The 13,642-nt window shown below is 61.3% G+C and carries 13 protein-coding genes; 9 read left to right on the top strand and 4 right to left on the bottom strand.

Features of this window, described 5'->3' with window-relative positions; all coding sequences use genetic code 11:
- Positions 1-31: 31 nt before the first annotated feature.
- Positions 32-799 carry an SDR family NAD(P)-dependent oxidoreductase gene (locus DDE77_RS08135; RefSeq protein WP_108396973.1) on the bottom strand — a complete coding sequence of 256 codons (768 nt, stop codon included), beginning with the start codon at positions 797-799 and terminating at the stop codon, positions 32-34.
- A 109-nt stretch (positions 800-908) separates the two neighbouring features.
- Here DDE77_RS08135 and hisC point away from each other — a divergent pair, with 109 nt between their 5' ends.
- Positions 909-2,015, top strand: coding sequence for a histidinol-phosphate transaminase (gene hisC / locus DDE77_RS08130; protein ID WP_108396972.1), 1,107 nt, complete (start codon positions 909-911; stop codon positions 2,013-2,015).
- Here the strand turns inward: hisC and hutC are convergent.
- On the bottom strand, positions 2,010-2,753 hold the full coding sequence (gene hutC, locus DDE77_RS08125) for a histidine utilization transcriptional repressor HutC (protein WP_245895150.1): 744 nt from the start codon (positions 2,751-2,753) through the stop codon (positions 2,010-2,012). The genes hisC and hutC overlap by 6 nt on opposite strands.
- 61 nt (positions 2,754-2,814) lie before the next feature.
- Positions 2,815-4,161, bottom strand: a complete 1,347-nt coding sequence (locus DDE77_RS08120; RefSeq protein ID WP_108396971.1) for a formimidoylglutamate deiminase — start codon at positions 4,159-4,161, stop codon at positions 2,815-2,817.
- Between the two features lie 98 nt (positions 4,162-4,259).
- Between DDE77_RS08120 and hutI the strand changes: the two genes are divergently transcribed.
- The 6 genes from hutI (at position 4,260) to DDE77_RS08090 (ending at position 11,644) form a co-directional block, all read left to right on the top strand.
- Positions 4,260-5,483, top strand: coding sequence for an imidazolonepropionase (gene hutI, locus DDE77_RS08115; RefSeq protein WP_108396970.1), 1,224 nt, complete (start codon positions 4,260-4,262; stop codon positions 5,481-5,483).
- On the top strand, positions 5,480-7,015 hold the full coding sequence (gene hutH, locus DDE77_RS08110; RefSeq protein WP_108396969.1) for a histidine ammonia-lyase: 1,536 nt from the start codon (positions 5,480-5,482) through the stop codon (positions 7,013-7,015). Before hutI ends, hutH begins: the two co-directional genes overlap by 4 nt.
- Entirely contained in the window at positions 7,015-7,827 is an 813-nt protein-coding gene (hutG, locus tag DDE77_RS08105) for an N-formylglutamate deformylase (protein WP_108396968.1), read from the top strand. Before hutH ends, hutG begins: the two co-directional genes overlap by 1 nt.
- Positions 7,824-9,491: a urocanate hydratase gene (gene hutU / locus DDE77_RS08100; RefSeq protein WP_108396967.1), complete on the top strand. Its 1,668-nt coding sequence runs from the start codon at positions 7,824-7,826 to the stop codon at positions 9,489-9,491. Before hutG ends, hutU begins: the two co-directional genes overlap by 4 nt.
- A gap of 55 nt (positions 9,492-9,546) precedes the next feature.
- Positions 9,547-10,122 (top strand): HutD/Ves family protein, encoded by a 576-nt coding sequence (locus DDE77_RS08095; protein ID WP_157959733.1) that lies wholly within the window; start codon positions 9,547-9,549, stop codon positions 10,120-10,122.
- A gap of 556 nt (positions 10,123-10,678) precedes the next feature.
- On the top strand, positions 10,679-11,644 hold the full coding sequence (locus tag DDE77_RS08090) for a phosphotransferase family protein (RefSeq protein ID WP_157959732.1): 966 nt from the start codon (positions 10,679-10,681) through the stop codon (positions 11,642-11,644).
- A 135-nt stretch (positions 11,645-11,779) separates the two neighbouring features.
- On the opposite strand, the gene DDE77_RS08085 is transcribed toward DDE77_RS08090, so the two are convergent.
- Positions 11,780-12,079 carry a GNAT family N-acetyltransferase gene (locus DDE77_RS08085; protein WP_210204365.1) on the bottom strand — a complete coding sequence of 100 codons (300 nt, stop codon included), beginning with the start codon at positions 12,077-12,079 and terminating at the stop codon, positions 11,780-11,782.
- Between the two features lie 384 nt (positions 12,080-12,463).
- Between DDE77_RS08085 and DDE77_RS08080 the strand changes: the two genes are divergently transcribed.
- Both DDE77_RS08080 and DDE77_RS08075 read left to right on the top strand, forming a co-directional pair.
- On the top strand, positions 12,464-13,096 hold the full coding sequence (locus DDE77_RS08080) for a tyrosine-type recombinase/integrase (protein WP_108396964.1): 633 nt from the start codon (positions 12,464-12,466) through the stop codon (positions 13,094-13,096).
- A gap of 189 nt (positions 13,097-13,285) precedes the next feature.
- On the top strand, positions 13,286-13,642 hold a 357-nt coding region (locus tag DDE77_RS08075), incomplete at its 3' end, for a hypothetical protein (RefSeq protein WP_157959731.1).

Below are 13,642 nucleotides of genomic sequence, written 5' to 3'. Positions count from 1 at the left end.
CCAATTGCTGCCCAAATCTTCAGCAGAAGGGTCAGATCGACGCCAGATAGCCTCCATCTATTGCAATGCACTGACCTGTGACATAGGCCGAGGCATCACTGACGAGGAAGACCACGGCACCACCAATATCGGCCATTTCGCCAAATCGGCGCTGCGGTATTTTGGACTGCATGGAGCTTGCCCACGCCTCATCCGCATAAAAGCCTTCGGTCATCTGCGTCCGGAAATAGCCCGGCGCTATGGCGTTGACCCGGATGCCGCTCGTGGCCCATTCGGCCGACAAGGCCTTCGTCATGCCCAGCAGCCCCGATTTCGAGGCACCATAGGGCACCGCGGTGGGAATGCCGACATAGGTGGTCAGCGAACACAAGTTGACGATCGCCCCGCGTCCGCGCCCGGCCATATGGCGAGCCACGGCCTGCGAGCAAAAGAAACTGCCCTTGAGATTGGTATCGACAATCGCGTCCCAGATGCTTTCGTCGACATCGAGGGAGGGGGCGACATGCTCGATGCCGGCATTGTTGACGAGAATATCCACGGGCCAGTCCGCATCGAGCCTGTCGATGGCCCCGCGAATGGCAGCACTGTCCCGCACATCGAGAGCAAGGCCCCTACCCGGCCTGCTGGCAGCCTCCAGCTGATCAAGAGTGTCACCGAGAGAGGCCGCATTGCGCGAGGTCACGCAAACCTCGGCGCCCATCTTCGCTAGGGCCAGGGCCATGGCCTGGCCAAGCCCCCGGCTGCCGCCGGTCACGAGGGCGTGGCGCCCGGTCAGATCAAAGGCTGCTGGACCATTCATGCCAAGGCTCCTCCATCCCTGTTGACAGATATCAGCACTTCCGATCAATCATGTCTATACATAATTTCCGGCCAGATTCAGGGCCGACAGAATTCGGAAGGGCCGGCAAATGGCAAGTGACCTGAACATCGTGCGGCCCGAAGTGAAACAGCTCACACCATACAATTCCGGCCTGACCATTGCCGAGGTGCAGCGTCGCTATAACCCCAGGAAAATCAGCAAGCTGGGTTCCAATGAAAACCCGCTTGGCCCCTCGCCCGCAGTCGTCTCGGCCCTGACTAGCTATGCTGCCAACTCGCACATCTATCCCGATCCGGCTGGACAGGCCCTGCGCACGAGGCTTGCTGAAAAGCACGGCGTGGCGGTCGAACAGATAATTCTTGGTAATGGATCGGAAGATCTGCTGAGCGTCATTTGCCGAACCATTCTGCGCCCCGGCGATCGCATGGTCACGCTCTACCCGTCTTTCCCGCTGCATGAAGATTACACCACCGTGATGGGAGCCGAGGTTGATCGCGTGGGCCTCGACGCCGCGCTCGAAATCGACGTCGACCTGCTGCTCGCCAAAATCGGCACTGGTCCACGACTGGTCATGTTTGCCAATCCGATGAACCCGGCCGGCGCCTGGCTCAAGCCCGACGACCTGCGCCGTGTCGCGGCGGCAGTGCCTGCCCAAAGCCTTTTGGTGATCGACGAAGCCTATGCCGAATATGCCGAAGGCGATGGCTATCTCGAAGCGCCGGACGCCATGCGTGGCAAGGATAGCGATTGGATCGTCCTTCGGACCTTTTCCAAGGCCTGGGGGCTCGCAGGCCTCCGCATAGGCTATGGCATCGTCAGCACGTCGCTGTTGACCGGCTATCTCGATCGCGTCCGTACGCCCTTCAACACCAATGGCGCAGCGCAGGCCGCCGCGATTGCTGCGCTGGATGGTGAGGCGCATGTGCGCACGGTGGTCGAACTCGCCAGAACTGAGCGCGAGCGCGTCAGGTCAGCCCTGGAAGAAGCCGGCTATCGCGTGGTGCCGTCCAGGGGCAATTTCCTGTTCTTCGACACCGGAACGTCAGGCACCGATATTAGTGAGGCGCTGTTGGCCGAGGGTGTCATCGTAAAACCCTGGAAACAGCCCGACTACGAGCGCTTCGTGCGTGTCAGCATCGGCACTGCAGCCGAGAACGACCACTTCCTCGACGCGCTGTCGAAGACGCGGTCATGACGCCGGAGCGAAGGTTGCCGTCAATGCATGGCGGTCCCCGGGATAGGTGAGGCGGACCTGGGTGACTGGCCCGCCATTGCGCCAGGTCCGGCGCTCGATAACGAGACACGCCGTGCCGACTTCGACGCCGAGAGACGCTGCCGTTGCCGCGTCGGCGGCCGAGGCATGGATGCGATGTTCCGCCGAAGACCACGGCACCTGACGCAGCAACCACTGGCCGGGGGTGATTTCAGTAAAGATAGCGTCCTCCGCCTCCGGCACGGTTTCGAGGCTGATCAGGCGCTCTTCGAGGCAGAACGGCTTGCCGCCGGCACGATGGAGGCACGTGATATCGATGACCGAAGCCGAAGCAGGCACATCGAGCCGCAGGCGATCGGCGCTAGTCGCCTTGTGCTTGCTGCGCTCGATGACACGGAAGTCATAGGGCAGTTTCAGCGATTCCACTTCCCGCCGGATATCGCCGATTTCCAGCACGGCCGACTGCGTGTGCGGCTGGCTGACGAAACTGCCGCTGCGCTTGACGCGATCGATCAGGCCGGCGCGCGCCAATTGGGTCAGCACCTTGTTCACGGTCATGCGCGACACGCCATATTGCTTGGCGAGGTCTACCTCGAAAGGAATGCGGAAACCCACGGGCCAATCGCCCGACAGGATCTTGTTTTCGATGTCGCCCTGAATCCGCTGATGGAGCGTCTGCTCTTTGGGGTCCTGCTCTCGAATTTGGCCGCCTCTGTCGATGTCGCGCAAACCGGAGTCCCTACACAAACTGGGAATCTAATCGGATCGATCAGGGGCGGCGTCAAGCCGACATGACGCGCCGCATGGCCAGTTCGAATTGCTGGCGGACTATTTCGCGGCTCTGGTGACGACCTGAAGCGACGCGCTTCCGGCCCATGACCCAAACATCCTGAACAGCAACGTCATCGCCAAATATCCAAGCATCGAGAAGGTCGGTGGTGGGAAGATAGCTGACACGCGAAATATCCAGGGACACAAGATCCGCTGGCAGACCTGCCGCAATACCCGACTGCCAGCCAAGCGACTGCGCGCCACCCGCAGCGGCCTTTTCAAGCAGCGTCGCTCCCGTAGAGCCACCAGGCGACGCCACAGCATTGCGAATGCGATTGCCCAGGCGCTGGCTATATTCGAACTGCCGCAACTCACCGGCAAGGCTGATGCTGACATTGGAGTCTGAACCGACGCCAAAGGCACCGCCTTCGCCAAGAAAAGGCATGCCGGGAAAAATCCCGTCGCCCAGATTGGCTTCGGTGATCGGGCAGAGACCGACGACGGCGCCGTACCTCGCGATACCGGAAATTTCCTTGTCGTCGAGATGTGTCGCGTGGATCAGGCACCATTTCCCATCCACCGGCAATTCCCCCAGCAGCAACTCCACGGGCCGCCTGCCGTGGGCCTTGATGCACCCCTCGACCTCGAGCACCTGCTCGGAAATATGGGTATGGACCGGCCCGCCCTCGGCCATAGGCAATATTGCGCGGATCTCATCGAGCGTTGCGGCGCGCAGGCTATGCGGCGCGATACCGATACGGGCGCCCTCGACACCGGCAATGGCCGCGCGACTGGCAGCCATCAGTTTTTCATAGCCATCGACCGAGTTGATGAACCGCCGTTGATCGACGCCCGGCGCCGTCGGCCCAAAGCCGCCATGGGCGTAGAAGACGGGCAGCAAGGTCAGGCCAATACCGGTCTTCGCGCTGGCCGCCGCGATACGCGCGCCCATCTCCGCAATATTGGCATAGGGCGAGCCATCACAATCGTGATGCAGGTATTGGAATTCACCCACCCGGCAAAAGCCGGCCTCCAGCATTTCGACATAGAGTTGGGCGGCAATCGCCTGCACGTCATCCGGCGTCATGGACAGGGCCATCTTGTACATGACCGATCGCCAGCTCCAGAACGTGTCATCGCCCTGCCCCCGCCGCTCCGCCAACCCGGACATGGCGCGCTGGAACGCATGGCTATGCAAATTACTGACCGCCGGAGCCAGCACACCGTAATGCTCATCGGCATCGGCAGACGACGCACCGGTGACGACGGAAAGGATCCGATCGCCCTCGATCTCCACCAGCACATCATGCGCCAGCCCCTGGGGCAGCAGGGCGGTCTTGGCGAACAATCTGGTCATGGCCGGGCTCCACGCATCGGTAGCAAATAGCCTCTTGCCACCCTCCACATTATGTCTATACATTTTAGACAGAACTGGAAAGCGACAATGCGGTCCCGATGACAGATTTCTTCAACCCAACATCAACCAAGGCCTGGAAAGACTGCCGCCTGCTGACGGGCGTCGCGGGGCAAAACGTTATCCCGGACGGGGTGATCGTGGCGCAGAACGGCCGGATTACTTACGCCGGATCGGCGGACGATGCCCCGGCGCTCGATGGCGTCGCCGAAGTCTTTGACCTCGATGGCTGCTTAGTGACGCCGGGACTGATCGACTGCCACACCCACACTGTCCATGGCGGCCACCGGGCCCGCGAGTTCGAGATGCGGCTCGACGGCGCAAACTATGTCGAAATCGCCCAGGCCGGCGGCGGCATCATGTCCACAGTACGCGCCACGCGCGAGCTGAGCGTCGACCAACTGATCGCCCAGGCCTTGCCCCGCCTCGACGCGCTCTTGGCCGAAGGCATCACCACGGTCGAGATCAAGTCAGGCTATGGCCTGACCATCGAGACAGAGCTCGACATGCTGCGCGCCGCACGACGTCTCGCCACGCATCGCGACGTCAGGATCGTCACTTCGTTCCTCGCCGCGCATGCCGTGCCAGAAGAATTTTGCGGCCGGAAACAGGACTATCTCGCCGACGTGGTCCTGCCGGCGCTCGACCAAGCGCATGCAGAAGGCCTGGTCGATGCCGTCGATGGTTTTTGCGAAGGCATCGCCTTTACCGCTGATGAGATGGCGCAGGTGTTTGATCGTGCCGCGGCCCTGGGCCTGCCGGTAAAACTCCATGCCGAACAATTGAGCCAATCCGGCGGCACCAAACTGGCTGCCTCCCGTGGCGCGCTGTCGGCGGACCACCTCGAATATATCGAGGACGCCGATGCCGCCGCCCTCGCCGCATCCGGCAGCGTCGCCGTGATGCTGCCCGGCGCCTTTTACGCCATCCGCGAAACCCGGAAGCCGGATATCGACGCCCTTCGCCGGCACGGCGTCGCCATGGCCATAGCCACCGACTGCAATCCCGGCACGTCGCCGCTCACCTCCCTGCTCCTCGGCATGAACATGGCTGCGACCCTCTTCGGGATGACCGTCAGTGAATGCCTCGCAGCCGTCACGCTCAATGCCGCGAAGGCCCTGGGCCTCGAGGCAGAAACCGGGACGATTGAGGCCGGAAAGTCAGCCGATCTCGCTGTCTGGAACTGCGAAACACCGGCCGAACTCGTTTACCGCATGGGTTTTAACCCGCTCGAACGCCGTATTTTCAAAGGCAAGACGCTATGACCATTGTCCTGACCCCGGGCGCCGTTACGCTGAGCGTGCTGGGCACCATCTACTGGACCGGCGTGCCCGCCGTGCTCGACCCCCAATTCGACGCGGCGGTGCTCAAGGGCGCCGAACTTATCGCAGCGATCGCCCGCGGCAATGCCGCGGTCTATGGCGTCAATACCGGTTTCGGCAAACTGGCCTCGATCAAGATCGACGCGGCCGATGTCGCCACCCTGCAGCGCAACCTGATCCTGTCGCATTGCTGCGGCATCGGCGCGCCGCTGCCGGAAAACATCGTTCGCCTGATCATGTCGCTCAAACTGGTCTCGCTCGGTCGTGGCGCTTCCGGCGTTCGCCTGGACCTGATCCGGCTGCTCGAAGCCATGCTGGCAAAGGGCGTCATCCCGCTGATCCCCGAAAAGGGCTCGGTCGGCGCCTCGGGCGATCTGGCACCGCTCGCCCACATGGCCGCCGTGATGATGGGCGAAGGCGAGGCCTTTTTTGGGGGTGAGCAAATGTCGGGCAGCGAAGCCCTCGCCAAGGCAGGCCTGTCGCCCGTCGTGCTGGCGGCCAAAGAAGGTCTCGCACTGATCAACGGCACGCAGACCTCCACCGGCCTGGCGCTGGCCGGCCTTTTCCGCGCCCACCGGGCGGCCCAGGCGGCACTCATCACCGGCGCCATGTCGACCGACGCCGCCATGGGGTCGTCCGCACCCTTCCACCCCGACATCCATACCCTGCGCGGCCATCAGGGCCAGATCGACACCGCGGCGGCGCTGAGAGCTCTGTTGGCCGGCTCGGAAATTCGCGAGAGCCATATTGAGGGCGACGAGCGGGTGCAGGACCCCTACTGCATCCGCTGCCAGCCCCAGGTCGACGGCGCCTGCCTCGACATTCTGCGCACGGCGGGGCGGACGCTCGAAATCGAGGCCAATGCCGTCACCGACAATCCGCTGGTCCTTTCCGACGGCAGCGTCGTCTCGGGCGGCAATTTCCACGCCGAGCCGGTCGCCTTTGCCGCCGACCAGATCGCTCTCGCCATCTGCGAGATCGGCGCCATCGCCCAGCGCCGCATCGCGCTGCTGGTCGACCCGGCGCTCTCCTATGGTCTCCCCGCCTTCCTCGCCAAGAAGCCTGGTCTCAATTCCGGCCTGATGATCGCCGAGGTCACTTCGGCCGCGCTGATGAGCGAAAACAAGCAGATGTCGCACCCGGCATCGGTCGATTCCACGCCCACTTCGGCAAATCAGGAAGACCACGTCTCAATGGCCTGCCACGGCGCCCGCCGGCTGCTGCAGATGACCGACAACCTCTTCGGCATTATCGGCATCGAGGCACTGACCGCGACACAGGGGGTCGATTGCCGCACCCCGCTCCAGACGGGCACTGAACTGCTCAAGGCGCGGACAGCATTGCGCAGCGTCGTGCCCGAGCTGGAAGTCGACCGCTACATGGCGCCCGACATCGAGGCTTCCGTCCGCCTCGTCGCCGACGGGTCGCTGACGGGCACAGTTTCGCCGGGCATTCTGCCGGGGCTGGCGCTGTGATGGACGTTTTCGAAGTACAGCAAGGCTCGTCGCCAGTCATTCTCGGCTTCCCGCATACAGGCATCTTCATCCCCGACGCCATCGGCCAAAGGCTTAATGAAACGGGCGTCGGGATCACCGATACCGACTGGCATATTCACCACCTCTATGCCGGCCTGCTCCCTGGTGCCTCGGTGGTTCGCGCGCTGTTCCACCGCTATGTGCTCGACGCCAACCGCTCGCCATCAAACGAAAGCCTCTATCCGGGTCAGAACACGACCGGCCTCGTGCCCCTGACCGATTTCGATGGAAAACCCATCTGGAAAGTGGGCGAAGAGCCTAACGCGGACGACATTGCGGAGCGTATCGCGACCTTTCACGTGCCCTATCACGCCGCCCTCAAGGCGGAGATCGCGCGCGTCCGGGCCGAGCATGGCGTCGCCGTCATCTTCGACTGCCATTCCATCCGCTCCAACATCCCCTTCCTTTTCGAGGGCAAGCTGCCCGACTTCAACATCGGTACCGACGGCAGCACCACCTGCGACCTCGCTATAGAAAAAGCCGCCATCAACACGGCGCGTGATGCCACGACCTATACCAGCGTGCTCAACGGCCGCTTCAAGGGCGGCTGGACCACGCGGCACTATGCCGACCCGGCCAATAACGTCCATGCCATCCAGCTCGAGCTAGCCCAAGACACGCATCTCGTTCGCGAGAGCGCGCCCTTTGAGCTTGACCCCGACAAGACCGCCCGCCTGCGCCCGCACCTTCAGCTGATGCTCAAGCGCATTGAGGCCGTCGCCCGCACCCTTTCCGCAAAGGCACCAGCATGACCGATCCCCGTCACAATGTCCGCGAAATCCGCGCGCCGCGCGGCACCGAGCTCCGGGCCAAAAGTTGGCTGACAGAAGCTCCGCTGCGCATGCTGATGAACAATCTCGACCCCGACGTCGCCGAAAACCCCAACGAGCTGGTGGTCTATGGCGGCATCGGCCGCGCCGCTCGCACCTGGAAAGACTTTGACCAGATCCTCGCGGCTTTGGAAAAGCTCGACGATGACCAGACGCTGCTCGTGCAATCGGGAAAACCGGTCGGCGTCTTCCGCACCCATGCCGATGCGCCGCGCGTCCTGATCGCCAATTCCAACCTCGTGCCGCACTGGGCCACCTGGGACCATTTCAACGAGCTCGATAAGAAGGGCCTGGCCATGTATGGCCAGATGACCGCCGGCTCCTGGATCTATATCGGCACCCAGGGCATCGTGCAGGGCACCTACGAAACCTTCGTCGAGGCCGGCCGCCAGCACTATGGCGGCAATCTGAGGGGCAAGTGGATCCTCACCGGCGGCCTCGGCGGCATGGGTGGGGCCCAGCCGCTCGCCGCCGTCATGGCTGGCGCCTGCTGCCTCGCGGTCGAGTGCAACCCCGATTCCATCGATTTCCGGCTGCGCACCCGCTATGTCGACGAAAAGGCTGAGACGCTTGATGAAGCGCTGGCGCTCATCGAAAAATGGACGGCCGCCGGCGAAGCCAAATCGGTCGGTCTCCTCGGCAATGCCGCCGATATCCTGCCCGAACTGGCTCGCCGCGGCGTTCGCCCCGACATCGTGACCGACCAGACCTCGGCCCACGATCCGATCAACGGCTACCTGCCCAGGGGCTGGACCATGGCCGAGTGGCGCGAAAAGCGCGAAAGCGATCCCAAGGCAGTCGAAAAGGCGGCCCGCGCCTCGATGCGCGAGCATGTCGAAGCTATGGTCGCCTTCCATGAGGCCGGCATTCCGACCCTCGACTATGGCAACAATATCCGCCAGGTCGCCAAGGACGAAGGCCTTGAAAAAGCCTTCGCCTTTCCCGGTTTCGTGCCGGCCTATATCCGCCCGCTGTTCTGCCGCGGCGTCGGCCCCTTCCGCTGGGTGGCCCTCTCGGGCGATCCCGAAGACATCTACAAGACCGACGCCAAGGTACGCGAACTGACGCCGGGCAACACCCACCTGCACAATTGGCTCGACATGGCGCGCGAGCGCATCGCTTTCCAGGGCCTGCCGGCGCGCATTTGCTGGGTGGGGCTAGGCGATCGCCATCGCCTGGGCCTGGCTTTCAACGAAATGGTCAGCAATGGCGAGCTGAAAGCGCCCATTGTCATCGGCCGCGACCACCTCGATTCAGGCTCGGTCGCCTCGCCCAATCGTGAAACCGAGGCCATGCAGGATGGCTCCGACGCCGTGTCCGATTGGCCCCTGCTCAACGCGCTGCTCAACACCGCCTCTGGCGCCACCTGGGTGTCGCTGCACCACGGCGGCGGCGTCGGCATGGGTTTTTCCCAGCATGCTGGCATGGTCATCGTTGCCGATGGCACCGATGACGCAGCGCGACGCCTCGAGCGGGTGCTGTGGAACGACCCCGCCACCGGCGTAATGCGCCATGCCGATGCCGGCTACGAAATCGCCCAGGACTGGGCCCGCGAAAAGAGCCTCGACCTACCAGCCATCCTCTAGGACAAACCATTGCGGGCTCTCCAGCCGGGAAGCCCGCCTCAAACGGGATCAAGCCTTGCGCCTCTTGCGATACCGCGATCTCCCCATAACGCCATGGAAGAACGGCGGCGGCATTACCCGCGAGATCGTCTCCACCTTGGACGATGGAGGGGGAGCTGATTTTCTCTGGCGCGTGAGCATCGCAACAATTTCTGCGTCGGGACCTTTTTCGCTCTTCGACAACGTCGACCGCACCATTGCAGTCCTTTCCGGCAATGGCATACGCCTGAGCCATCCGGCAGGAACGACCGAGTTGACGACCTCTGCCCCACCTTACGCATTTGTCGGTGAGACACCGATATTTGCCCACGTCATCGAAGGCGAAACGACTGACCTGAATGCGATGTCACTGCGGCACAGCTTTCATCACGAGATGCAAAGGCACCTCGTGTCGAAAGAGACCATCCTCCGAACAACGGCACATCAAAGCGTCATCGTCTTCGGTGGCCCCATGACTGTACATTACTATGGTGAAGCCCACGCAGTGGCAGCGCTCGACGCAGTGACAGGGATTGCTCAGGATTCGATCCTGACACTAAACGTTTCAGAGCCTACGCCCTGCTATCTGATAATGTTTCGGCCGCTGAAATAGCTATGGCAACAATTTTTGCAAGCCATTGCGGGGGGGCGGACTGACGGCTTTCAGGCGGAATAGATGGCAACTAGACGTCGGATTGTGTGTCCATGTCTGCGTCGAGACCGACGGTGTTCGGGAGCCTCGGCAGGGCCAACAGGTCGTCGCACTCGTCACTGACGGAATTTTGGAATTTGGCCAACGGCCTTACGAAGCGCCTGCTCCTCTCTCGCAAGCCATCCTCGGATCACCGGATTTGGAGCAAAGCCCGAAACATATGCTCCTCGAGGCACAAGAATCTGGCGCCAAAGATAGCGCCACAGTCATCGCCTGGCGAACAAATAGCTCAGAGCCTGGGCTGAACCCAAGCGCCTGATCTACTGCTGGCCTATTAGCGCCCGAAGGGCTGTGTCAGGTTTTGGGAATAGTGACCGAACCGGCGAACGACCGAAAAGGGGTCGGCACCTGACTGGTACCTTGAGGGTGGGTTGCAGAACCACTGTTTCCGAATACATGCTGGGACATACAGACATGCTCGACGGCGAAGCCGGCGCGTCCATTGCGGAGCTTCGAGTTGCCTAGAGAACTGCCATCGGAAAAGACCGCTTGCGAAATCGCCGGACGAGTGTTCGGCTGGACAGCAGTAACGGCTCGACGGTTCACAACAGGAATGGCGTTCTTCGTCTATGAGGTGACCTCGGGCAGCCAACAGGCGGTTGTGCGCATCGGCCTTCCACAACAAGCCGATGTCCTGCAACAAGGCTTGCGACTGACAGCGCAACTGAAGCCCCTTGGAGTGCCGCTGCCTGAGATCTTAGGCCATGGCAGACATGGGAGCTTTCCGTATGTGTCCATGGCGCGCCTTCGAGGGACCGACTTAGGTCACGTACTGCACAGACTTTCAGACGAGCAACTTCGCCGCATCGCCTCAGCGGTCTCTGATGCACAGGCAGCAACGGCGCGCTTGGGGCGTGGCACTGGGTTTGGTTATGCTTCGACTCCACACGACGCACCGCATGCGCATTGGATGGATGTTGTTCGGGCGCATATAGATCGCTCTCGGCTAAGGATCGTGAAAAATGGGCTATTTCCTGTCACGGTCATAGAGAGCGTCGACGCCATGCTGTCGGGATTTGCTTCGCAACTCGACATCGTTGAGGCTAATCCCTTCCTCCACGACACGACGACAAAGAATGTCATCGTCTCGCCGGAAGGCTACTTGTCCGGCATTGTGGACGTGGATGACCTTTGTTATGGCGATCCGCGCTATCCCGCTGCTCTTACGGCTGCCGCATTGCTCAATAGCGGGAGGCCAATCGACTATGTCAGTGCTTGGCTGGCTAGCGCTGGGCAGGCCTGGGATGGGCTCTTCGAGTTTTATATAGCTACGTTCTTGCTGGACTTCATGTCCGAACACGGGATGAGCTTCAACGGCAACGAAGTGGCGTCGGTGGCGCATGACCGTGAGACGTTAGGTAGACTGTTTCGGGAGGCCGTCTCGCGTGCTGAAGCCGGGGCTCGGCAGTTCCTGCCCGGGTGAATGACTGATCCTGATCGAGGTCCCGTTTGTATAATGGCAGAATTAGGCCGACCCACGATTGTGTCGGACACAGTTACTGGCAAGATCATGAGTTTCAACATTGTCTCAGAGCCTAAGGCAGCGCGCCTGTGCGGCTCATTTCCTAACCAGCATGGGCAATGTCAGTCCCCATTGTGTTTCTTGCGGGTGCCCTGTTGGCTCGAACCCTACCTTTCTATACGCGGCTATCGCGCGCAGATTATCTGGGTGCGGGTCGGTGGCAATCACAGGCGCTCCTTCCTCAAAAAGAGCTCCTACCCGCATCGCGATAAATGCGGATCCATGCCCCAGACCGACCATCTCAGGATCGCCTATGAATTGGTCGATGCCCCTTGAGCCCTTTGGAAGATAGGCGAACGGGTGGTCTTCCCAACTGTGAACCGTGTAGTCCTGGATATAGGCGAACGGCCGATCGCCGTTCAGACGATCCAGCGTGAAACTCGGGCATCGGCCAAGTTCACCTCATTGTACGGCTCTCGGTCCCACCATTCTCGAACATGCGAGTTTGATTGCCACTCCGCTAGCAGCTCGAGATCGTTGGGCATCACCTTACGAAAGCGATAATGATAGGATTGGCTCATGCGTTCAGTCTACCATTCACCAGCCAGCCGGCACTTCATCTGATGTCCGCTTCTAAGAATTAGAGCTTCGATGTTTAACGTCAGAAGTGGGGTCGGATGGCTGCCCCTGCCCAGCGTCTGCAAAGCGGCGAACAGTCCCCGTCCGCGACCCTGCCATAATCGTTCTTCTTGCGGCCGCTTCGGCCACAGGAGAAATGTAATGGGTATCTCACACTATGATCCTGCTGCTGCAGGAAGACCCGCTTCGAATGCCGGCAGGCAGGTTGGCGCCAAGCGGGCGCTCAAGGTCAAACAGATTTGGTCAATCCGCTTCTTCCTCGACCGGGAAGGTCGAATGAGAGATCGGGCGCTCTTTGATCTCGCGATCGACAGCAAGCTGCGGGGATGCGATCTGGTCAAGATCAAGATCGGCACACTCGTGGCTGGACCAACAATCCGTTCCAGATCAATGGTGATCCAGCAGAAGACGGGCAGACCCGTTCAATTTGAAATCACCTCGGACACAAGAGCTAGCCTGCTGGCCTGGTTGGAGCGACGAGGCGGCACGGTTGATGACTTTGCGTTTCCGAGCCGCGTCAATGCTGATCGCCACCTGAGCACGCGTCAGTATGCACGGCTTGTCGACGAATGGGTCACCGCAATCGGTCTGACACCGCAGGAATATGGCACCCATTCGCTGCGCCGAACCAAGGCGTCGATCATCTACAAGGCAACGGGCAATTTGAGAGCCATTCAGCTACTGCTCGGGCATAGCAAGATCGAGAACACGGTGCGGTATCTGGGAGTCGATGTAGACGATGCACTCTCGCTATCGGAGGCAACGGAGATCTAAGCAATGCGGCTTTGCCTGATCCTTGGCAGAGCCGCTACATGCCCCTGCCCTGCCCGACTTCACTCGCCCCATTTCGGTCGGCTGATTGCCCCATGGATACTCCCCAATAGCTGCCGTCGTTCTGGTGGAACTGTGAAGGCCCTCAGGCTTTGCTCTCCTGATCCAGAAAGTTGAGGAGCTTACTCGCGCATGAGAAAACTGTTTGCACCGCTGACCCTTATTGCTCTTTCTGCCTTGGCTGCTTGCGACAATGCTCCCGAAAGCGAGCCTCGAGCCAGCGTGCAGTCCAATGCTGATGGTTCACGTACGGTACAGCTCAATGTTCCTGAATCCTTCGCTCCGGCGGTTGATGCCATTGCCAATCCTCAAGCCACCATTGATGATCTGCGAGATCGAGCTGGCACGATGACGGAAGAGATGCGCCGGGATGCTGTTGCCGCTGCACGCCGATCCGCTGAAGAAGGCGCTCGTGCGCTTGGTCAAACAGAAGCCGAAATCCGCGAAGCAGGCGATGTTGCCGATCGATCGGCTCATCAGGCTGCGGGT

The sequence above is a fragment of the Devosia submarina genome (genome assembly GCF_003056345.1).
Classification (GTDB): Bacteria; Pseudomonadota; Alphaproteobacteria; order Rhizobiales; family Devosiaceae; genus Devosia; species Devosia submarina.
The sequence above is the reverse complement of the archived record's forward strand: the minus strand, read 5'-3'. Positions and strand labels throughout refer to the sequence as shown.

Coding starts and splice junctions, on each gene's coding strand:
- DDE77_RS08135 (WP_108396973.1), bottom strand. CDS start 799: ATGAATGGTCCAGCAGCCTTTGATCTGACCGGGCGCCACGCCCTCGTG.
- hisC (WP_108396972.1), top strand. CDS start 909: ATGGCAAGTGACCTGAACATCGTGCGGCCCGAAGTGAAACAGCTCACA.
- DDE77_RS08120 (WP_108396971.1), bottom strand. CDS start 4,161: ATGACCAGATTGTTCGCCAAGACCGCCCTGCTGCCCCAGGGGCTGGCG.
- hutI (WP_108396970.1), top strand. CDS start 4,260: ATGACAGATTTCTTCAACCCAACATCAACCAAGGCCTGGAAAGACTGC.
- hutH (WP_108396969.1), top strand. CDS start 5,480: ATGACCATTGTCCTGACCCCGGGCGCCGTTACGCTGAGCGTGCTGGGC.
- hutG (WP_108396968.1), top strand. CDS start 7,015: ATGGACGTTTTCGAAGTACAGCAAGGCTCGTCGCCAGTCATTCTCGGC.
- hutU (WP_108396967.1), top strand. CDS start 7,824: ATGACCGATCCCCGTCACAATGTCCGCGAAATCCGCGCGCCGCGCGGC.
- DDE77_RS08080 (WP_108396964.1), top strand. CDS start 12,464: ATGGGTATCTCACACTATGATCCTGCTGCTGCAGGAAGACCCGCTTCG.